Raw genomic sequence first — 21038 nt, 5'->3', positions numbered from 1 at the left:
GCGGCGGGAGCGGGATCCGCCGCGAAAACATGGCACGCCAGTCCCAACGTTCCCGCACCCAGGCACCATTTCAAAAGTGATCCGGGGTTGCATGCTGGAAATGTCCTGGGTTTGGCGGCGCTTATTCCTTGGGAAATCAGGGGACGGAGTAGATTCATGGTGCTCTTCGAACCATTAACGCAACCTATCCGGTTCATACCCTTGACTTTTACGACTTCTGTTTGCATTCGTGACCCCTTTCAGTTAAGTTGAATTAATGGACTGGCTGGACGGTAGCAGTGATGCCGGCCAATTTGTTCGGTGCTTTCTCGACCGTGCGGATCTTCCGCGAATCTTCTCCAGGTAGATATCCAGACCCCCTTTTTTTATTGGTGATCACCGCATTACTTATCTGGATATCAGGCAGTTTCCCAAGATCTGTGGCGTTACTGTATACGGGGATAGGGTATATGTCAATACCCTATAGGGGTAATAGTATGTAGTTATCACATTGCAGTCGCCGGATCGTGGACGATGGCGGAGAATCAGTGGAAAATATCTCATGTGCCCTATAGTCATCATGAACAATCAAGGAGAATTTTGATGAAACTTTACAACGCTGCTGGCGCCTGTTCGCTTGCCGCACATATCGTATTGCCTGTGTACATTGCGTGTGTCGGTTACGCATTCGAAGTCCACCCGGAAGTGCGGGAAGTGCATAGCGGAAGGTCTTTCTGAAGCCGCCGCAATATGAGCCGGTGCGGAGCCACGACGGCAGGTCGCTAACCGTGTCAAGGCTGCGAGCTATTGCACTCGACGTAGATGGAACATTGCTGGATTCCTCGCATGACATTTCACCTGCGGTAAAAAAATCCATTCATGACATCTGGCAACAAGGGGTTCAGGTCATCTTGGCTTCCGGCCGCCACGTGGGCTCCCTGTCGCAACTCCTCATGGAGCTGGGAGTCGAGGGTTATGTGGTAGCGTTTTCCGGCGGTGCGGTGGCACGTGTCGATTCGAACAAGCGGGTTGAAATTATCCTCCAGCAGCGGCTGGAACTGGCCCATGCGGAGAAAATGGCTCATGAAGCATTAGCCAATGGGTTGAGTGTTGCCTGGTCCACCATGGATCACTGGTACACGCCTGATGCCATGGGTTTGTACCGGCAGGAAGCAAGAATTTTAAGGCAGGAACCGGTGGTTGTTCCCGGTCTGCGGGGTCTGAACGTGGCGCCTCATAAGCTGCAGATCATGAGTCATAATGCTGAGGGTATCGTTTGTCTCCGGGCCATGCGTGACGCAATCGCATCCCGATGCTCCGCGGTCTTCAGCCATGACTATATGCTCGAGATAATGCCAAAAGGGACAAACAAGGCGGCGGCCCTGACAAAAATCGGACAGCTTCATGGCATAACGCTCAGCGAAATGATGGCTATCGGAGATGCCGAAAACGATATAGAAATGCTGAGACACGCCGGACTCGGCGTGGCGATGGGCCACGCGCCGGACACCGTCAAGGCGGTTGCTGACTGGATTACGCTGACTAATGGCGAGGACGGCGTTGCTTTCGCGCTTGAGCAGGACTGGCTCCTGCAGCGCTTCTTTGGTGTCCCGGATTAGAGCGGGTTTTTATAGTGATATTCACGTTCCCACCAAACGTAAGCGTTTTTTATCGGGATAGTCCGGCATTAATCTTTTTTGGCGGCAGGCCAGACTAAAGTAACTTTTTCACTCGGCCCTTTCTGAAGGTTGAACTTGCGATGCAGGGTGGTCGCGTTATAAGTGGCATCCAGGGAATATTTTCCGGCTGGAAGCTTCACCAGCAGGTAAGGGCCTTCAACAGTCGTATCCAGAACGGTGTTATTCAATTCGTCCTTGATGGTTATCTGGACATCGCTGATGTACCGGGCTCTGGGATCAGCCGCTTGAGTCAGTTCAAGCATCAACGACCAGGAGCCCCTTGCTTTCAGTATTGCTTCCGACTCATCCTTGCCTATGCCTCCTGAGATAAACTGCGTTTGACCTTGCGTTTGCACGGGCGGAAGCGATGGATTTTCTTCAGCGAAACTCAAGGTGGAAAAAATGCAGGTGAAAGTTATCGCTATTAGGCTGATTTTGCTTTGAATTTTCATGGGAATCCTCTTCTCTGAATTCATCAAGTTTAAGGAGTGCTGAATATTTCCCGAATTCGGCAACGACTGGGACGGGTGCTGGCGGAACGAGATATCGATAACGATGGCGGTAAGGATGCAAATAGTTGATCATCCCAGGAAGCCTGACAAGGCAACCGCCCGCAAAGCGCCCAAAGCGCGCTCCAAGGCATCGTTTGGCATCGTTTGGCACCGTTTGGCCACGGGCTGCGGTAAAACCTGACGTTTACTGTGTGATACGTCCTGATATCGCAGATTGATGCATGATTATCCTGATTTCTCTGGCGGCGCGCTTTACCGGAATTCTGGCAAGGCAGCTCATCGTTATGCAGGATGGTAAATAGATACGTTTCGAACTTTTGCGGGGGGCATCCGGAAGTTCCGATTCAAGGCGGAAAAATAAATCGTCCAGCAGATCGTCACTGACTGGATCGCCACTCAAGCCACACATATCGATTAATTTGGTTTCTCTCATCATTTGCTCCTTTAGACTTAATAAGCCGGAATGACTGAAAGCGGTACCGGCTTTGCACCTCAAATAATCATAGAGGGCCACGGAGGAGCACATGCTTGATCGCATGGAGATGCGGATCAAGCATTTATTAACAGTTTCTCACTCTGTAAAAATAAACTCTGTGCGATTCCCCACATATGTGGGTGCGAGAAGAACAATGGGGTAAAAGTTCCGGAGATGCTCCTGTAGTTGCTATATTCCGCTAACGGAAACAAGCGGGGAGAACTTGAAAGGGCGGCGGGGTTGGTGTAGCGTAAATGGAAGGATGAAAATGGAAGGATCTAATGGGGTGGCGCAATCATCTCTATTGATCAAGCAGGCGATCGGTTATTGCCGAAGGTTACCGGTCATCAATCCACGGGGCAAACAATGAGTTCCCAGCATACCGTGCCAAATTCGAAGGCGTGCTGGTGCTGGTTTTGCATGGGAAGCGCCTGCCCATTTGCGATGACTATCTCATGGCCACAACCCGTGCATCGGTAAATTCCCGCGTCCGGCACGGCGGTGCCGGGAGGATACTTTTTATCAAACTTGATATGCTGGGATTGAATAAGAAAGCTTGCGTTTTGATAGTGTGCCATGATTGCCCAGGATTGTGATTGACATCCGCTACCGGAATTAAAAAATGATAAATACCCGTGATTGCAATATGACGGGTTTTGGCTGTGTTGAAAATTGGACTGAGGTACATGGGACTGAAGTACACATACGGTGTTTTGCCCAAGCCCAAGCGGAATCAAGCGGAGCAAAGAACGATGGTTATAGCGGTAACGATTATCGTGGCCAGGCGGACGAGCAAATCACCACTTCTGATGACAATTTGGAACCCACATCTCGCGGGCAAAGTTCTCGCTTATTTGTCGCCAGAAGTGGCGGTGGCGGCAGTGGCGGCGGTGCGTCGATGCTCATAGCCATTATCGGATTTGTTCTGGTGGCGTTATCCGGGTGTTTCAGCCCAAGCTCAAATAACCATCGAGACACCTCTGCACCATCGATTTCCGGTTCTGAACAACCGAAAGCCTTGTCAGAGGCCGAGAGACGTCAAATTGTTGCGAACCGGGTGCGGCACAATCAACAAGCCGGGCTGGTCAATAGTCTTTTGACTCAAGGGACGGTGAAGCTCTCTGGACGGTTGATGACGATAGACCCAACGCCAGCAGGCAGCGGCGGCTTCTGGTCATTCGGCTTCGAGGCTCGCGATAGCAAAGTACGCTATGGATTCATGTGCAGTAACTCTAACGAACTGTACTTTCGCATCAACCGTAATGACGTGAATGGGGCAGCTGGAATGGCTGCTATGCGCAGCCACGCGGACAAGATTACTTTGTACTTTCTATCCCAGGATTGGGATTCCGTTCAAAAATGTTCTCCCGGCTTGTCTTGCGATGGGAGTGTTTGTCCGCTCGCGATAGTCATTTCAACCTAAATCCGGCAGTTGGACAGGGTGGAGTGTACGGTTTTTGGGGTGCAGAGCAAGGCGCAACGACGCGGAATGGTCATTCCATTCCAAGGAGTTGCAACACTGCCATGCGCCTAAAAAACCGTGCAATCTGCCCTGTAGCAGACTCACCCAAAAGGTGAGCGTAAAATAATACGAAATATTGTTATTAATCAAAACACTGATCTATTAAATGAGTGGTCAACTGCCGGATTAGGTTCAATCCAGGTAGTTCAACAAATAAATGGGGTCGGCCCGTAAGCCTGTTTTCGCCTGCCTGAGATACCGGTTTTGTGAAAGCATGATGAAATTTCAGGCTGTTGGCAATCAGGGCGGGAAGTGTTGGGATCTCTCTGTATGAGGCCGGGGTGATCGCGTGCGCCATAACACTGCCAGCAGGCTGCCCAGCAAAGAATGCATCACCGCTGAAACCGCGCCCACAACGGGGGCCAATGGCAGTAACGGGAAGGCCTGTTTGGCCAACACGATGGCGAGACCGGAATTTTGCATGCCCACTTCAATGGAAATTGTACGGGCGCTCTGTTGCTGGCAGCCAAAGATGCGGGCGAAGTTATACCCGATCAGAAAACCCCCTCCATGCAACAGCATGGTCGCAAGAATCAATTGAAAGCCATGTTTCAGAATGGCCTCCGCATTGGCGGCAAATACCACGGCACAGATGAAACACACACCCATCACCGATAGCAGCGGCGCCACCGGCATCACGCGCATGACCAGTCGCGGCGCCCAGCGATTGAGCGCAACGCCCAGTACAACAGGGATGATGACTACCTGGAGAGTTTGCTTGAACAGCAGCCAGGCATCCACTGGCACCAGCGTTCCCGCAAAAAACTGGGTCAGCAGGGGCGTTAAAATGACAGCCGCCAGTGTGGAGCACACTGTCATGACTACCGAAAGCGCCACGTCTGCCCCCGCGATGTAGGTAACCAGATTTGATGCCGTGCCACCCGGACAACAACCTACAAGGATCAGGCCCACGGCGAAGTGGGGTGGCAGGCTCAGCGCTTGAGCCACTCCCCAGGCCAGCAAGGGCATGATGGAATACTGTGCCGCAAAACCGATCGCCACGGCCTTGGGCAGGCGGGCGATCCTGCGAAAATCCTCGAGGGTCAGCGTCAGGCCCATGCACAACATGATGAAGGCCAGAAGCAGTACCATCATCGGCCCCTGATTCAGGGCCGTCAACCAGTGCGGCCAGTACAGTGCTATTGCCCCGGAGAGAATCATCCAAAGCGGGAACAGAAGGGCCAATCGCTGCAGCATGGCGTTGAGCGGGCCGCCTCAGATTTTTTCTAAAGTGGAACGTGAAAATAGAAGGGTGTGGTGCTGTGCGTAGCGACTGATCAGCTGGGTAGAGTGCAGACCGGCTTCGCTGGCCATCTCCCGCAAGGTGGAAAGGCATTCAGGATAATCATGATCATGGACATGGGCGCAAGCTTCTTCCAATTGATCCTTTGGCACCTTCGTCCATGTTTCACGCATGAATTTCAGGTAACCGTCCAGATAACTTTTCCGGTCCTGATTTTCCTCGCGTACCACGTCCACCAGGATCAACCAGCCATTTTCTGCGAGGCAGCGCCCGGCCGCATGGAAAAAGCGCGCCTTTTCATCGGGCGCCAGGTGATGAATCGCAAATCCCGTGAAGATCACATCCCAGGTTTTTTCGGTCGACTCGATCGCCTCCAAAAGATCTCCACGGGTCAGAAAGACCTGACCGGGCAATTCCGCCAGATAGCCGCTTGCCTCTGCCAGCGCCGCCTCGGACAAATCCACGCCCTCATATATTACCGGGACAGCCTGCTTCAGGCAGGGAGCCAGGTAGCGCGCGTTGCCGCAACCGAGATCAAGCAGGCGGTAATGACCCTGATCGCCGCGCAGCTTCAGGATATCCTCAATTTTCCTATAGATTTCCCGATGAAACATGTAGTTGTATTCGGTGAGCAAATCATAGAGCGACCAGGAGCGGGTGAAGATGGCGGTGGTTTCGGGAGAAGTCATTGGGCAGGAAAACGATATCAAGAGCGGTTAGGAATTCGTTTATTCATGGGCAAAAAAGTGGTGTGCACTCACTGTTAGCAGCCTGTCGGACTTAAAGGAAATCGGCTGCAAAAGCATCTGACAGGCAGTTTGAGGATGGGTTATCCTGAATTGGAGTGTATGGAAAATATCTTCCCTAGATCCGGCTCTGGCTAGCCAGCAGGGAATGAATGGCGGTTGCCATATTCTCAAGTCCGACGGAGACATGTTCTGAAACATCTGAATTCAGCCACTGGATCCGTGCAGATTCCAATTCTCGTTCGAATGCATCTGGAAAGGCATTGCGTTCGTATGGCGATGAGGCTTTTACCAGGCAAGAAAGCAAAGCCAGTAATGCCAGATTCTCGCCCTTGAGTTCGCATATTTTCACAGTGGCTTCTTGCAAATCTTTCATGGGGGAGATTCCTGTGTAATTGAGGCGATATGAAAGTCACAGCTTATCACGTTGGAATCCCCGCCTTTTTTTAATTAGATATGTTTGTTCTGGATTTTTGGACAAGGAAGCCGAGCGCCTGCACGAGGCATCTCAGTAGTGATTACAGCCTGGGGACTGCTGACCAAGGAGGAGTGATGATGGAGCTTGCCGCATCATCTGAAACTGGCCAAACGCTAGAATCCTGATGGTGTCGCGACCCGCCGGCGTCTTATTGGTGCAGAGCTTGGTTGCTTCTGTTGCTTCAACGCGGTTCTTGTGACCGGGCTACGGCGGTGGAATCAACACGGTATCAGCCCGTCTGTTTCCACCGCCGACCTGCTATTTCGTCATCGTCTACGTAAGGTTTCTTTACTCAATGACATTCAAGGTGCCAGGCAGATGGATATTCTTGGGATGGAGTTGGCACCAAATGGTGAAGGCGCCCGCTTTGTTAGCCACAAAAGCAACGGTCTTGGTTTCTCCCGCCTTAATGACTTCCTTGATACCATAGTCGTCGATGGAAAATCCTTCGCTGATGGGAGACTTGTTCTCTATGGTAATCTTTACCGAAGTCCCCTTCTTGACTGCCAATGTCTCGGGTTCGTTGAGAACATTGAAAGCACGAATGTTCTTGACTGTCACCCCTTCGACGTTGAGCTCGGGAATATTGGTGTCGTAGGCATTAATAATTACTTTAAATTTTTGTTCCGCTGCTTGCGCAGTTCCTACTAACAGCAGTCCAAGAGCAAAACCCGCAAACATCGTTTTGGTTATTTTCATGATGACTTTCCTTTCCTCAAATTTACGTTTTTAATGAAACAGCATTCACCTTTTTGATTCCAGTTTGATACTCTAGATGGGATAATCGCGGATGTCAAATCGTGAGCGCCCCGACAAATATACCGTTGAGATATAGCTTCTTATCCGATTCGATCAACATGTTCTCCCGGCTTTACCGCCATTTTCGCCATTGCCCACTTCTCGATGGCATCCAGCACGTCATAGGCTTTCCACCGTAGAGCACCCACGGCGTCATTTCAGCAAGCTTAAATCCGAGCTTCTTGAAATGACGCACCACAGGAGCAGACCAAAACGATCGATAACCGCATCACGAAACTTATGGCCGGGACTGGAACAAGAGAGGACAACCACGGTTTGCCGTAACGCGTAAAGCGTAAAGCAATTTACCCGATCCTTATTACAGCATCTTTACATGATCTCCCTGATTTTTCGGACATCATTTGTTTCTTCCAGGACGACGATATGTGTGCAAAGAAGCATTCGCCGCCTTTTCGACCAATAGAATAACCATTGGCCTTCAAAATCGTCAAAATCTATCCTTACTCAGTCGCATTTTTGCTGCGATTTTTCAAGTCCCCCATGTCTTCACGGATGCTCTGCTTCTTGATCTTCTTCTCGAGCTTTATCAGACGCTTATTCAGGTCTATGTAGTCTTCGATTTTCATTGCTACAAAAAATCGAGTGGCAGTAATGGCTTCGCTAAGTTCAGTAACTTTAGTTGCTAAATCCGCTCGCGTCTCAGCTTCAGGAATCTCACCCAAGATCCGCTGGATGTGGTTGAAGTACTCGGCGATATCCGTTTCATTCCGGCTTTCGATAGGAGGTTTTAGAGAGGAATTCGGCATAGTTCAAATAGGGGATAAATACTTATCTTGAGTTCTGTTCGGGAATCTTACTAAAGGATGCATGCCGGTTGGCGTTGGAGTCCCGCCACATTGTCCCTTTCATTGGTATAAATAGAACCATCCGCTTCTATAATAGCCGGTTTGTCGTTTAAATCCACTGCAGCGCTGAGAGAATCATATTATTATCTCAGGAACTCAAAGGACAGCTCTTCAAAACTATTCAAACTGCCATGGTCTGTTACTCGGACATTCGCATGGAACCCATCGATCGATCGAAGTCTATTTTCCGGTGATTTGTTGACGGATCGTTGAGTATATCTATAGATAGGCCGGTATTCTTAACAATGGTTCCGTCGTGGCGGTTTTTGGCAACGTCAGCGAAAGTAATCATGGCTTCTGAACAACATATCTCCATTCGTATCTTGCTATAACCATTTTTCAGTAACTCTTCAAAACTTTTTTCATAAGGTGGGTACAAAGTGTCGCCATATTGCGCCGCAATTCCCGCCATTATTTCATTCGTAAGACTGTTGTTTTCGATAATGCGATGAATCTCATTCCAATGAATGCCGTTATTGTTCTTCCGGTCGCTACCCATGCGCCGGTAGGAATCAATTCCATAGCAAATTTTTTCCAGAAGCTGGTGTTTTGTCCGTATTGGCAAGTGATAAAGCGGAAAACTGTTTTTTGCTGGCAATTTTACTTTCGAAGACCTGTTTCCCATGAAGAGAGCGTGATTCCCTTGGGCAATAAAGTAATCACCCGAGGGAATGTGGCTGGGCTGGTACGCAATCTTGTGATGACGGGAAGGTTTGGGAGGTTTCAGAAAGAACTCGTCGATTACCCTGCCACTTTCCATGTCCAAAGGCACCAGATTGAGCCACGGCATCGAGATTACCGGAAACTGGCTAAACTGTGAAAGCTTGCAATCAAACTCGTCCTTCGATCTAAATGGCATAAACTCGTCTGCATCGAGAAAGAATATCCACCCCGGCATTTTCCTATCCACAAGATGACTTGCAGTCCAGGTCATCAGTTCAGACTGATAATAGCCAGGCTCATCAAAGCAGTAATACTCAATATTGGAGCATCTCTCTGACAGAAGCTTTATATATTCCCTGGTGCCATCGGACGAGAGGTGATCAATGAGAATAACGCGATCAAATAGAGATGAAGCATGCGCGCAGAAGGTCTCGAGGATGGCCTTCTCATTTCTGATCATTGAGATGAGCGTTGTCTGACCCGCAGTCTGATTTGTCCTTGCGAATATATGGGGAGCCCATAAGGTTTTCCAGCGAAAAAATAGTTTCCTTCCTACGAATTTTCTCAGGGGTGCGAGGAAAAAGTCTGTATTCCGCATTCTAATTCACCGGAGCCCGAGAGAAAAAGTCTGAAAAGAAAAACTTGAGGCCTCCACAATGGAAGAGAGCATCCTTCCGCTCTGATCGGATAGCGGTGGGTGTGACAAGCTATATGCGCATCAGCTCACATCTTCGACATAATCGCGACAGGTGTCCTGAGCCCGCATCTTGAACTACGCTTTTATCATTCCAAAGCTTTAGAGGCAGCTGCTCTATTACATCATGCGGCTACGTGGCCCAATAGCTGTAAAATTTTACAGGTATCAATTGCTTTCCCTCTCAAGGAAAATTCAATGTGTCTTGATAAGGTAGGCATGTGTTGTGGGGAGGCTGGCGGAACGAATGTTTCGCTGCAGTTTGACCTGGGCACAAGGTAGCGGAAAATCGCGAACCAGCATTAATGATCCGCAGCGCCGGAGGCACGAAACCCAAGAGCTAAAAGATACACAATGAAAAACAATCATGCCGAAGTAATGCGCTCACTGGCGGATAAACATGAGGTCCTCGTCACCCTGATCGGAACAGATCGAGTTCACTATCTTGATATTCCTATGCACAGAAACATAGGAGACTTATTAATTATGTTTGGCACATTACGCTTCTTTGAGCGCTATCAAATAAAAATTGATATCAAAGCAGTGTATTTCAGCTTCCGTACAAAGTGGGCACTTCCTAATGATGTGATTGTGTTTCAAGGTGGAGGAAATCTTGGTGATCTCTATGAGGGGCCGCAGCAGGCTCGCCAGAAGGTGGTCCGGGCACTGCCAAAGAACAGAATAGTCATTCTCCCTCAGACAATTCATTTTCTATCCAGGAATGCATATGATGAGTGTTGCAGGGTCTTTTCGCAGCACCCTGATCTCCATATTTGCGTCAGAGATCAACGTTCGTATGAACTTGCACTCTCGATGTCTCGGCACGTTTATCTTCTCCCCGACATGGCGCATCAGTTATGGCCCATACAGCGCCCCTTTCCTTCGGAAAGGCGCCATCTCGCTTTGATGAGAGACGATAGCGAGCGCTCCGGTGGTACGGTGACTGATTTTGACCTGTGTACTGACTGGCGCGAGCTGGTGGGACGTGACAACAAGCACCGCATTCGAAAGGCACGTCGTTTACTGCGCGCATTACACTTGATGCACTTTAACCTTGAACGGCTCACCCATGAACTGGATTTATGGGTCGAGTACGCGGAGAAGCTCGTTGATGACGTTGTCAATCTATTTGGCAGATTTGATGTCATTACGACCGATAGATTGCACGCACATATCCTGGCCTGTCTGATGGAGATTCCGAATATTGTCTGGAACAACTCTTATGGTAAGAATCATTCCTATGCCGCTGCCTGGACGGGAGTCAGCGATATTGTGCAATTAGGCAACACAAACTTACTGAGCCGGGAAAACATTCGCTAGTATGGAAATCGCTGCTGCTCTACCCCTATCTGGCCAAGGCAGTGGAGTTGCCTCCATTACGCCAGACGGCGACTGACAGGCACCACAAAATAGAGAGGTTACGGAAATATGTGGAAGCCAAAATTACGTGACCGGATAGCTCGTTTTCTCGATATCCCCGTATCGATTCCATCGTCCATAAAGCATGGCAATGATTTACACACGAGAATCGATGGCAATTCCCTTCATGTCCGAAGTGAACGCACCGAACTTGTGTTATCTCCTGAGGCTTTGGGTTCGGCATTTCTATTGCCTACGATGGTGATGGGAAGACGTCTTGTCGGGGATTCGTGCGATCCGGTGTGGCTGGAGAACACAAAACGTATACTCAATCAGGTTGATGAGTGGTGGGATTGTGGGGTAATTCGCCCTGACTTTGCACCAAGTCATCCTGGTGAGCCGAGGCAAGGGATTGGTTTGGCATTTAGCCTGGGAGTTGATTCGTTTTACTCTTGTTTCTTTGCCGATACAGCTCCGGATCTTTTAATTCTGGCTTCCGGATTTGATATCCCAATAGAAAGAAGAGATATTCTGGCACCGATGTGCAATTCCCTGGCCTCAGTGGCTGAGGTAACGGGGAAAAACTGGACAATGATTGAGACAGATCTCAGAGCGCATCATCTCTTTCGGAGATTATCGTGGGAGTTTTCCCATGGGGGGGCAATCGCATTTTTAGGACACCTTCTACAAGAGCATATTGGTTCTTTGCTTATTTCATCCAGCTATGATCAAGATCACCTGGGTCCCTGGGGTTCGCACCCTGATCTCGATCCTTATTGGTCTTCCAGTCGACTTTCAATCAAAAGCGTGGGTCATGACGTTTCTCGATCAGAAAAAGTAAAGCGATTGGTGAATCACCCTGTTGCGAGATCGTTAATAAAGGACCACTTACGCATCTGCTGGGAATATCCATCATCACTGGGAAATTGTGGTTATTGCCATAAGTGCGTACTAATGCGCATGACCTTGCGTTGGCATGCCCCCGATCTGAAACTCGACACAATGCCGGAAGATCTACCTCTGGTTCAAGCTATTGAGGCTTTGCCACCACTAAACCAAAAGTTATCACTTAATTTCCGAAGGGAACTGGTGGGGCATCTTGACCCCCCCGTTGAGAGAGCACTACAAAAACTGATTCGGCGGTCAGAAGAGAGTATTGAAAGTATTCAAAAGTGATACTACGAATTTAGGGCCTGTTAACACTTATTTCGCACCCGCGTTTTTTGTGCGCAACCCGAAGGGACGGGACGGATTTCATCCAGCCCTTCGTTACTCGCCGCTTACGGAGGACTGCTCCGCTGCGCGGCTCATGCCTCGTACTGGATGAAATCCGTCGCCGTCGCGGGTGCGAAATAAGTGTTAACAGGCCCTAACAACTCCTGGAAAACAGTTTAATTTATCAAAACTGTCTGCCAGCCGTTAGATTCATAAAAGTGGTTTGCTCAATCTGGCCTCCCTTGGGCGCTCTTGGAGGCGGCTTGAATGCGGTTATTGACTTCAAGTTTTTTGAAGATACGCCGCATGTGGTTTTTCACGGTGAAGGGACTAATCCCTAGAATACACCCTATTTCTGCATTGCTCTTTCCCTTCTTTACCCAATCCAGGATTTCATCTTCGCGCTTGCTCAGCCCATGATCTTCGCTTGATTCGGTTTCGGACCCTTTGGGTCCAGGATCTTTCTCCGAGTTGGCCAGAAATCCTGTCATCGCGGAGGACGGCAAGGGCGCTACCCGGCGCAGTGCGGTGTCAAGATAGGGCAACAGACTCTCTATTGCGGACAGGCCGGAGTTATCGAGGCTGGCGGTTGAGCTGAATATTATGTAGAGGCAATCCTGGCCCCCGCGGTTGTCATTGATGCCGTGTATGAGTAGGGATTGCATCCCGTATATTGCTCGACCGAAAGCACAGTGTGAGGCCAGCTTATCAGGGCGGAAGATACATTCGCCGAGATTTAGTCTAAAAGGCACTCTACCCAACCCGACCCAGCATCCATATAAATTCTGCTGCAGCGCAACAAGATCTTCAGATTGCAAATAGTTGGTTCGGACGCCTGGAAGTGCAGAAACGAGGTCGTGGCGAAGACTGTTCTCCTCACCTTCGCCCCAAATCGCGAGCATGATCTCATGGGGGAGGTAATACTGCATTTCTCCTTGCATCCATTTCAAAAGATCAAGATGGCTATTCACCACAAAACCTTCCCCAACGATGCGGAAGTAACGAGATAAATGTTCATCAGACAGAGTAGGAAACCTCATTTGCGGAAACTGCCCCATATTCTTTTCATGCACACCTGACTTAATCATTTTTTTTATATTGAGTATGTAATTCCGTTTACTTTTCATGGGATCGACCTCATTTTTACCTTACTTGATCTCATGCGCCCTAATAAAACATAGGCGGATTTTGCGCATTGCCTGCTTGGCAGAAGTACAGAAATTCAAAGCCCATATTCGACGCTATAAAAACCCGGCGCGCGTGTAGTTACGTACGGGCCCGGTTGGGCTTGCATTAGCTGTGAAGGAAATAGCTGCCCCGAACGACATCTCACTCATATGACTGGCGCTGCCTATTGGATCAAGGTACAAGTACTGTTCATACCTAAAGGAATGCTTGCTGTTTTTTAATTTGGGATCCGCGCAGGGTGATAACGGGTGCATTCTCGCAAATGAAGCTATTTACAAATTAGTAAAGAAGAACTAAACTTTTAAAAAAGTTTAGTAAGGCTTTACCGATGAGGTTTGCCAATCAATGAATGTCAAACAGATAGGATAAATATGGGACCGAGACTTATTCAGTTGCGGCGAAAATACAAGCTTAATCAAAGCAAGTTAGGGGAATTATGCGGGGTCACCAAAGCTGCTGTTTCACAATGGGAAGCCGGCATATCTACCCCGGAAATAAAGAGGCTTATCGAACTCCGGTCCAAGCTCGGTTTTTCCCTTGACTGGTTGATTGCCGGGGAAGGAGAGGCCACTCCTGGCAGCCTTGGTGCTATGCCAGGCTTCGAAGAGCGGCGTCAGGGCAATAGACGGGCATGCCGTCGCGATAGACGCCAGCGTCAGAAGCAGGACAACAGTATCAACAATACTCGCTAAGATCTATTTTCTGGAAACATTGCGACAACGCCGAGGGTATTTCGGCAGAAAGGAGAAAACATGAAAAAAGTAACCGTGGCAATAGCCGATACGAATTCGGTGCGGCGCGCGAACCTGGAGCAGTCTTTGCAAGGTGAACAAGATATCAAGGTAATCACAAATGTTTTGTCGAGAGAGCTTGAGACATCCGGCGAGCGGCGACTCAAACCGCGTACAGATATGACAGAAATTGAAGATGTGATTGCACGAATTGGCCAGCTTAAACCCCGCATTTTATTTGTCCACCTGCATGAATCTCCCGGGGGGTTCGCTCTATTGGAGGCTTTGTATCGCGAATATCCCGAAACACTGCTGGTCCTGTTGACCGATGAATCCGCGAAAGAAGAGGAAATACTGCAGGCATTGGCTACCGGAGTGCGTGGTTGCATGGACCACGAAGCGACTCGCGCTTATTTCTTGAAGGCAGTGCGTGTAGTAGATCGTGGCGAAGTCTGGGTGACACGCAAAATGCTCGGCAAAATCATGGATGAGGTATTGCATTGAGTTCATGAATATTAATAGGAGACATTCTTGATACTACTGGCGAGTTCATCGGAAGAAAAACTGTCGCAATGGGAGCAGGCTGTGAGTAGTTGCGCCCCTGTTTTCTGCTCAACCAACATGGATTCCGTGAAGCAGGAACTGGTCCGGATAAAACCAAAAATACTCTTGCTTGAATACGAGTTGCCTCAACTGAATGGACCAGATGGCATCTCGGGTTTGATGAAACTGAATCCAGAGGTCAGAATAATTATTTTGACCTCCCTTATATCTGACGAAATCGAATGGAATCTATTTAAAACCGGCATTAGAGGTTGTTGCAGAAGTGATATCGAAACCGAGCAGCTTAAAACTATTGTTGAGTCTGTTCAACGAGGAGAATTATGGCTCCGGCGGGCACTCAGCTGGCATCTTTTGAACGAACTGGTTGCGATCACAAGGGAAAAGAACAAGATGAAACAGGCCATTAGCGACCTGCTTGCAAATCTAACCCGACGGGAGTACGAAATTGCCGCACTTGTGGGAAATGGTGACTCCAACAAACAAATTGCGCGCCGGCTGGACATTACCGAAAGCACGGTCAAGGCGCATTTGAGCGAGGTTTTTCGTAAGCTGGAGATTGCCGATCGTCTTAAGCTGGCATTAATGGTGAAAGGTTCGATACCGCATCATGTTTCGTCAGGAGTGGCGCATTAACTACCATCAATTTTACGCATTGCCATGTGAGCGTAACTTTTTCAAAGCAAATTACGAGAAATATGCGGGGTTCCGAAAGCTGCCGTATCGCAATGGCGGTACGACCAGATAAGGCTCGTGGTATGGGGCCTTCATACCACCGCTTGCATTCCACGAAAGCGCTGTGGATCTATCAAAAGCATATAGTTTTGCGAAGTGATGATACCACAAGGGAGGATACAAACAGGCATCGTGGATCTACCAATATCGTAATAAACGACTAAGATTACAACCACAGCCCGAAAAGAGTGTTGAAAGAGTGTCAATATCATACATATCCACAATATTTTGATAATGAACCGCTCATAAAAAACTTGCGGCTAATCAAGCGCTCATCTCCTCTCCCACTCAAACCCGCTTCGGCGGGTTTTTATTGCCTCTTCCGTTTCAGTTTACCTTCGCCGGAATTTTCCCGCGCGCCAAAGGTGCACCCGGGTAACGAGCTGTGGTGAGGTCGAATGTCGAGTTGGCGACTAGACGTCGCGGCCTTGGCCAGGTGCATTTGCGCCCTGCTGCGGCGGATGCCAATCAAAAACGTTTTTTTGTATTTACCAGGCGGCCAGGTTGACAGTAAAGCGTCGACGCAAGCGATATGGCGTGGCAATTGAGCGCGAACAGTATTGTGAGTGGGAGGATTATGTCTCAGTCCGCTGTTGCTTTGGGAAGACGCAGCTGAACTTGCAACGTCCACATCTATAGTACTTCGTAACAGTACGAAATGTTAGAAAGTTGGATGTTAGAACTGTCAGCAGCATCGCTTTTTCGTCCTTTACCCAACACGTGGGACAATGGTTGCCAGCGAACATCTCAGCCAGCCCATATGCTCTTTCTACTTTATTAGAATCATCGGGATTCCATTTTTTAATTTCATTCGCGCAGATAAGAGCATGCTGTCTGAGTTCATTAACTATGTCCGACACGATTACCTCACACAAGACGATTAAGCAGGAACTGCATGGCGGTTAATATCCGCGATTGAAGTGTGGCTTTCTCACAGTAACACACAAATCCCTTGATAAGGGAACGATGGTTTTCATGATCGAGCTGGGCACATCTCGGATGCTTGGCTATCCGTTGCAAAACCGTTGCTAATTGAAATCAGGTAAAAGGTCTACAAAGTGTGGACATACTTGGAAAAGGGCGATGGACGGTTCGTTGGAAAATCGGTTAGGGTATGTCAGTGTTTGAGCATTTCGTATACGTCTGGAATGCCGTCCAGGTTTTGCTTGATGTAGTATCGGTTGCCTGCGTCCAGGCCATAATTCACATGAGTGTCACCGGTGTAAATATGAATGTTAAACCACTCATCCGCGGCTGCTCCGCTGAACGTCGCTCCCGATCGGGGAGGGAGGAGATGCTTTGTTCGAATCGTGTTTGGCGACTCCAGGTAGAAGGTGACTTCTGCATCTGTGCGGTTTGCAATGTAAACATGGCCGGTCTCGCGATGAGCAGACGGAATGTCAGTTAATTCGTCGTGTGAAAAAGAAGTAGACGGGATAAGTACCGTCAACCAAAAGGAAGCAATGATAATTATCGGTTTCATTTTTGTGTCCCTCTCAAGATTTATCACTGGCTCTCCGAGGAGGTACCCAGCGATAGTTCTAACTAAACGACATTTGCAGAATAGCAGGCGGAAGAATTAATACAAGTCCGATTCATTAAAAAACTGTTTGTAGTTCTTGGAGAGCGCTGATAAAAGTACTTCATCGAATGAGAAATGCTCACTTCGGAACCCGCCAGCCACGCGGGTTTTTAATTTCTGACCCGCCTATAATCCAGTGGGTTTTTTTATGGGTAATGGATTCAGGGGAGCTATCCCTATGCTGGATCCCAGCGCGTTTGCCCAGAATACAGTGGCTTCCGGGAAATTTATCAGCGGCTCTTCATGCCTATAAGAACCTAAAAGATCGCCATCGGGACGATCGACAATAATACTTCCTAGGCGCTCGATATCGCCTTCCTCGGCTCGTATATAGAACACATATTTAGGCATTGTGTGGCCTTGTAAACAAAATGCTGCGATGGATTAATGAGTAAATCAGGATTCTTGCGGCGCCAAACCAACGCTATCGCCTTTTTTGTGTTTCCAAAAGACTTTTGATTCAGGCCATCTACTTGACGCAAGCGATGAAGAAATCGGGACTAGATGCCGCGGTGACCAATGCTATTCGCTGAATCGTCTGCTCTTTTCCTTCTTACTGCTGTAATGGAATTATTTTTTATATTGATGCAAGGCTCGGCAAAAGAGCACTTATATGACCTGTATTCGGACTATTGTCCGGCCACGCTTGCAATAGTGTCGATTAGCTCCTCAAAGTCGACAGGCTTGGAAAGATACTTCTGAAATCCGGCATTAATTGCATTTGTTCGATCCTCTCTCCGACTGAATGCGGTGAGGGCAACAGCTGGAGTTTGTCCGCCTTTATGCGCCGGCAGATTCCTCACTTCACGAATGAATTGATAGCCATCCATCCGCGGCATATCAATGTCGCTCAAAATAACATCGGGCCTGAGCGTCTTCATCTGTTCTAGAGCCGCGGCTGCATTGGCAGCAGCCATCACATTGGCATGATAGAGAGTCAGTATCCGTTTAATGATATCCCGAACCTCGGGCTCGTCATCAATAACGAGTACTTTCACTCCGGAAAGTACAAGAGTTGAGTTATCCATATCCAAGCCTCGTCTATTTAAGGAAAATTTGAAACTGTAGTGAGCGCAACCCAACTGCAGGGATGCACGCACCGCAAACTATAATGACACTCATGTTACTTTTGATTTTGAATCGTCACTGTGCAATCCCATACATACCTGTTTTTCCCATGAAGAGTCGTTGCAGCAATAGGTCAGAGGTTATATGACTTTGTCGCATAGTCCGAAGCAAAACCCGGATTCTGACTAGGGCCTGTTAACACTTATTTCGCACCCGCGTTGCTACACAAAAATACGGAGGCAAGGCGCGAAGCGCAGGCCATAGTAGACCTATGGCCAAGCTTTGCAACGCGGCCTCCGTTTTTTTTGTGTAGCAACCCGAAGGGACGGGACGGATTTCATCCAGCCCTTCGTTACTCGCCGCTTACAGAGGCCTGCTCCGCCGCGCGGCTCATGCCTCGTGCTGGATGAAATCCGTCGCCGTCGCGGGTGCGAAATAAGTGTTAACAGGCCGTAGCTTACCCCCTAACAGATTCTGCAGCCTGATCTCGAACTCACGAAACTACCCGTCGGGGAAGAAATTTATAAACCCGATATTCGCATAACCCATCCGCGCAGCGAACTTGTCCTGCGTGATCGCCAGCGGGGAGCACCCCCACTACCGGGGCTTACTGGGGATGGGGATGGTCTGGACCTTGCCCTAATCGACCGCCTTGAGGCGGCTGAGCACCTTTATAGTTCGCGGTGTCCTTATCGGACTCTGGCTTGGATGGTTTCTTTCCCATTTTTCTCGCTTCGTTTGTTGTATCGGGCTTATTCGCAGGCTTTTCTTCGGTTGCTACCGGTTTTTGCGTGTATTCATCTTTAAGATTTTTCGATTGAGCATGAACCATACCTGTCAACCCCAGAATTAGGGCGTTGATAAGAACTAGCGTTTGAAGCGTTTTGCTTCTGAAGGGCAGAACATGTTTCATGGCAGTTCCTTCATATAGAGATAGCTGAAATAAAAGTCTATGCGATGCATAAAATATAAACCGTACGCTACCGCACGTTGGACTGCACGTTGCCGAGGATGTCGAGTTTGGTGTATAAGTCACGCGCCCGTGATTCGTCCATACTGCTCATGCGCATCAAGGAGATTTCCGCGGCAAGGGTGCATTATGGCTATGGGCATGTGCATCTGCACGCGCCGTAGCACTATCCGGCGCATCCCAGTATTCTGCTTCCATAATGCTGACTTTGAGTAAAGCCAGATCTGGATCGTCTAGCTCCTTTGGAAACCAGGGCTTGACCCACGGGGACCATAAGTCCTGCATTTTTTCCCTATCATGTACCAGCTCAGCAGCACCGGATATGGAAAGATAATCCTGTTTATCTGTACGCATATAGGCGAGGTTGACTTGCTGATCCGGCTTGGCTTCCACAATTTTTGGCGACGACTGGGACGTAAAAAACCAAAGATTGCCGTCGCCGTCGAGTTGCATGGTGGCCATAGGGCGGCTACGCAAGGTCCCGTCTTTTTCAAGGGTAGTCAACATTGCGAATTTAGCGTCGCCTATGATTTCAGCCACCTTAGCTAGGGCGGCATTATGTTGCTCATCAATTTCCATGGTAATTCCTTTATATCGACTGGGTTTGACATTCAGATTTTTGCAGTACTTCAAGTCGATGGATTACCTGAGTACGGGTTTCAGGATTCCTTTTCAGGTCCGCGTAAAGCACCGCTTGGCCTCGTAATATACCTCTTATCAGTCGGATGTATCCGCTGGACCGCACTCCCGGTCTTGATATACGTGCTGCGATCGGTTTATCTGCATGTCGCAGCAGGAAAACATTCCAAGTCGCGGTATAGAGCCTCCTACCTAATCTGACTCCCATCTGTATACGGATCGGGGATTTTCTATTAGAAGAAATTCCAAATGGGTAATATAACTGTTTCCTGACCTTCCCCTGGCTCCGTGCTCAACGTACTAAGCGGCCAAGTGGGAAGATGTACTATGGGCACCACAAATTCCGGAGGCTGGCCGCCTTCCTCTTCGCTGAGGCCAAAGAGAAAGAACTGTGCAGGCAACCACGCATTCTTGCCCAGAATACTTAAACGGATCGAAGTGGCGCTCAGCTCAACCTTGCTAAAGGGAATGTTGACAGGCACGTAGTAAAGATTTGCTTGCGCTCTTTCCAGATCGCTTTGCGATGTGTCCGGAAAAACATGGTTCACAGCCAGAAGACCATCGCTGTTAACAATCCGAAGCTCGATTTTATCATCGGTACCCGCGTCCTCTTTATCCGCTGTGGTCATAACTACGAGCAACCGCGTAATTACAGTATTTGCGGCACCTGGTTGGACGCGGGTGGGAGCAAAGGAAAGTTTGCCTTTACTTGCGTTCGTGCTGAGGCGAACGTTCATCAACTGACCTTCGATACCCACCCGGCCCTGCAAGTCAGTATCAAGGGCAAGTGGAATAATTAATCCATCTTTTTGCTCTCCCCAAATGAAGACACTTTTAGGACGCCACATATCAGCGCCCCGGATACCGATACGGATTGAAGAAGGGTTCAGGTCTTGAGGATCGACCGTAGCTCCGACGAAAGCCTGCGGCTCAAAGTCATCCTCTGTTATTTCATAGAGATTGGCTTGTCCTTGCTCCTGATCATCCTGGGCCGTATCCGGAAAAGTGCGGTGTAAAACATCAAATCTCCCTCCCCTCACATTGATAATTAATACGATAGGGCTATCCGTACCTGAGTCATCCGACTCATCAGTGAGCATTCCGAACCATACGGTTTTAAGATCCGACATAATTTATTTCTCGTTCTGGGGAATTTACGATTTTTATAGCGGCCGCCGAGGTACTTTCAGCAAAAATTGGAAATATGAAGGTACAGTTGGGACAATGCCGTAAGCTTAACCAGTTTATAGAGGTTCCGCCTAAATCTCTAATACGCTCTGTTCTCCAATCGTTCTGTACGTTGACCAACATAGCAGGCGATCGGTTCTGGATGAA

General features: G+C 48.8%; 25 protein-coding genes. 9 read left to right on the top strand and 16 right to left on the bottom strand.

What is annotated here, in order from left to right; translation table 11 throughout:
• Positions 1 to 227, bottom strand: a 227-nt coding sequence (locus BLO43_RS16945) for a hypothetical protein (protein WP_217628083.1), incomplete at its 3' end; no start/stop codon positions are given.
• Positions 228 to 582: 355 nt separating this feature from the next.
• Here BLO43_RS16945 and BLO43_RS17190 point away from each other — a divergent pair.
• Together BLO43_RS17190 and BLO43_RS14790 are read left to right on the top strand one after the other, a co-directional pair.
• Positions 583 to 717, top strand: coding sequence for a hypothetical protein (locus tag BLO43_RS17190; RefSeq protein ID WP_302847705.1), 135 nt, complete (start codon positions 583 to 585; stop codon positions 715 to 717).
• A 50-nt stretch (positions 718 to 767) separates the two neighbouring features.
• Complete coding sequence (locus tag BLO43_RS14790; RefSeq protein WP_175443986.1) at positions 768 to 1598, top strand: Cof-type HAD-IIB family hydrolase; 831 nt, start codon at positions 768 to 770, stop codon at positions 1596 to 1598.
• 68 nt (positions 1599 to 1666) lie between these two features.
• On the opposite strand, the gene BLO43_RS14785 is transcribed toward BLO43_RS14790, so the two are convergent.
• A complete protein-coding gene (locus BLO43_RS14785; protein WP_090907728.1) occupies positions 1667 to 2110 on the bottom strand; it encodes a hypothetical protein in 444 nt (147 codons plus the stop codon).
• A gap of 115 nt (positions 2111 to 2225) precedes the next feature.
• Between BLO43_RS14785 and BLO43_RS17185 the strand changes: the two genes are divergently transcribed.
• Positions 2226 to 2351: a hypothetical protein gene (locus tag BLO43_RS17185; RefSeq protein WP_302847704.1), complete on the top strand. Its 126-nt coding sequence runs from the start codon at positions 2226 to 2228 to the stop codon at positions 2349 to 2351.
• Between the two features lie 3 nt (positions 2352 to 2354).
• Here BLO43_RS17185 and BLO43_RS14780 read toward each other — a convergent pair whose 3' ends face one another.
• Together BLO43_RS14780 and BLO43_RS14775 are read right to left on the bottom strand one after the other, a co-directional pair.
• A complete protein-coding gene (locus tag BLO43_RS14780; RefSeq protein ID WP_139149296.1) occupies positions 2355 to 2606 on the bottom strand; it encodes a hypothetical protein in 252 nt (83 codons plus the stop codon).
• Between the two features lie 386 nt (positions 2607 to 2992).
• The gene (locus tag BLO43_RS14775) at positions 2993 to 3223 is read right to left on the bottom strand and encodes a hypothetical protein (protein ID WP_090907726.1); all 231 of its coding nucleotides are present in this window, start codon (positions 3221 to 3223) and stop codon (positions 2993 to 2995) included.
• Between the two features lie 44 nt (positions 3224 to 3267).
• On the opposite strand from BLO43_RS14775, the gene BLO43_RS14770 reads away from it, so the two are divergent.
• Positions 3268 to 4068, top strand: a complete 801-nt coding sequence (locus BLO43_RS14770) for a hypothetical protein (protein WP_090907725.1) — start codon at positions 3268 to 3270, stop codon at positions 4066 to 4068.
• Positions 4069 to 4407: 339 nt separating this feature from the next.
• Here BLO43_RS14770 and BLO43_RS14765 read toward each other — a convergent pair whose 3' ends face one another.
• The 6 genes from BLO43_RS14765 to BLO43_RS14740 all read right to left on the bottom strand — a co-directional run bounded on the left by BLO43_RS14765 (position 4408) and on the right by BLO43_RS14740 (position 9421).
• Positions 4408 to 5364: a bile acid:sodium symporter family protein gene (locus BLO43_RS14765; protein WP_090907724.1), complete on the bottom strand. Its 957-nt coding sequence runs from the start codon at positions 5362 to 5364 to the stop codon at positions 4408 to 4410.
• Positions 5365 to 5382: 18 nt separating this feature from the next.
• Positions 5383 to 6099 carry a class I SAM-dependent methyltransferase gene (locus tag BLO43_RS14760; protein ID WP_090907723.1) on the bottom strand — a complete coding sequence of 239 codons (717 nt, stop codon included), beginning with the start codon at positions 6097 to 6099 and terminating at the stop codon, positions 5383 to 5385.
• Positions 6100 to 6274: 175 nt separating this feature from the next.
• Positions 6275 to 6532 carry a hypothetical protein gene (locus BLO43_RS14755; protein WP_074632887.1) on the bottom strand — a complete coding sequence of 86 codons (258 nt, stop codon included), beginning with the start codon at positions 6530 to 6532 and terminating at the stop codon, positions 6275 to 6277.
• A gap of 390 nt (positions 6533 to 6922) precedes the next feature.
• Entirely contained in the window at positions 6923 to 7333 is a 411-nt protein-coding gene (locus BLO43_RS14750; protein WP_074632881.1) for a nitrosocyanin, read from the bottom strand.
• A 560-nt stretch (positions 7334 to 7893) separates the two neighbouring features.
• A complete protein-coding gene (locus tag BLO43_RS14745) occupies positions 7894 to 8199 on the bottom strand; it encodes a hypothetical protein (protein ID WP_090907722.1) in 306 nt (101 codons plus the stop codon).
• A 238-nt stretch (positions 8200 to 8437) separates the two neighbouring features.
• Positions 8438 to 9421: a glycosyltransferase family 2 protein gene (locus BLO43_RS14740; RefSeq protein ID WP_175443985.1), complete on the bottom strand. Its 984-nt coding sequence runs from the start codon at positions 9419 to 9421 to the stop codon at positions 8438 to 8440.
• Positions 9422 to 10009: 588 nt separating this feature from the next.
• Between BLO43_RS14740 and BLO43_RS14735 the strand changes: the two genes are divergently transcribed.
• Both BLO43_RS14735 and BLO43_RS16540 read left to right on the top strand, forming a co-directional pair.
• On the top strand, positions 10010 to 10975 hold the full coding sequence (locus BLO43_RS14735) for a polysaccharide pyruvyl transferase family protein (protein WP_090907720.1): 966 nt from the start codon (positions 10010 to 10012) through the stop codon (positions 10973 to 10975).
• A gap of 108 nt (positions 10976 to 11083) precedes the next feature.
• A complete protein-coding gene (locus BLO43_RS16540; protein WP_139149295.1) occupies positions 11084 to 12190 on the top strand; it encodes a hypothetical protein in 1107 nt (368 codons plus the stop codon).
• 266 nt (positions 12191 to 12456) lie between these two features.
• Here the strand turns inward: BLO43_RS16540 and epsA are convergent, their stop codons facing one another.
• Positions 12457 to 13356 (bottom strand): XrtB/PEP-CTERM-associated transcriptional regulator EpsA, encoded by a 900-nt coding sequence (gene epsA, locus BLO43_RS14725; protein ID WP_254773497.1) that lies wholly within the window; start codon positions 13354 to 13356, stop codon positions 12457 to 12459.
• A 432-nt stretch (positions 13357 to 13788) separates the two neighbouring features.
• Between epsA and BLO43_RS14720 the strand changes: the two genes are divergently transcribed.
• From BLO43_RS14720 to BLO43_RS14710, 3 genes are read left to right on the top strand one after another with little or no spacing between them, the layout of a single operon-like run.
• Positions 13789 to 14109, top strand: a complete 321-nt coding sequence (locus BLO43_RS14720; protein WP_074632858.1) for a helix-turn-helix domain-containing protein — start codon at positions 13789 to 13791, stop codon at positions 14107 to 14109.
• Between the two features lie 60 nt (positions 14110 to 14169).
• A complete protein-coding gene (locus BLO43_RS14715) occupies positions 14170 to 14652 on the top strand; it encodes a response regulator transcription factor (protein ID WP_074632855.1) in 483 nt (160 codons plus the stop codon).
• A gap of 27 nt (positions 14653 to 14679) precedes the next feature.
• Positions 14680 to 15345 carry a LuxR C-terminal-related transcriptional regulator gene (locus BLO43_RS14710; RefSeq protein WP_081346740.1) on the top strand — a complete coding sequence of 222 codons (666 nt, stop codon included), beginning with the start codon at positions 14680 to 14682 and terminating at the stop codon, positions 15343 to 15345.
• Between the two features lie 1216 nt (positions 15346 to 16561).
• Here the strand turns inward: BLO43_RS14710 and BLO43_RS14705 are convergent.
• From BLO43_RS14705 to BLO43_RS14680, 5 genes are all read right to left on the bottom strand, one after another.
• Positions 16562 to 16927 carry a hypothetical protein gene (locus BLO43_RS14705; protein WP_139149294.1) on the bottom strand — a complete coding sequence of 122 codons (366 nt, stop codon included), beginning with the start codon at positions 16925 to 16927 and terminating at the stop codon, positions 16562 to 16564.
• A 728-nt stretch (positions 16928 to 17655) separates the two neighbouring features.
• On the bottom strand, positions 17656 to 18054 hold the full coding sequence (locus tag BLO43_RS14695; protein ID WP_090907716.1) for a response regulator: 399 nt from the start codon (positions 18052 to 18054) through the stop codon (positions 17656 to 17658).
• Positions 18055 to 18701: 647 nt separating this feature from the next.
• On the bottom strand, positions 18702 to 19007 hold the full coding sequence (locus BLO43_RS14690) for a hypothetical protein (RefSeq protein ID WP_090907715.1): 306 nt from the start codon (positions 19005 to 19007) through the stop codon (positions 18702 to 18704).
• A gap of 156 nt (positions 19008 to 19163) precedes the next feature.
• Positions 19164 to 19643: a pyridoxamine 5'-phosphate oxidase family protein gene (locus tag BLO43_RS14685; protein WP_090907714.1), complete on the bottom strand. Its 480-nt coding sequence runs from the start codon at positions 19641 to 19643 to the stop codon at positions 19164 to 19166.
• 293 nt (positions 19644 to 19936) lie between these two features.
• Positions 19937 to 20833 (bottom strand): hypothetical protein, encoded by an 897-nt coding sequence (locus tag BLO43_RS14680; protein ID WP_090907713.1) that lies wholly within the window; start codon positions 20831 to 20833, stop codon positions 19937 to 19939.
• Between the last annotated feature and the right edge of the window lie 205 nt (positions 20834 to 21038).

It is taken from the genome of Nitrosospira sp. Nsp13, from assembly GCF_900101945.1.
GTDB classification, from domain to species: domain Bacteria; phylum Pseudomonadota; class Gammaproteobacteria; order Burkholderiales; family Nitrosomonadaceae; genus Nitrosospira; species Nitrosospira multiformis_D.
This window is presented reverse-complemented; position numbering and strand designations above follow the sequence as displayed.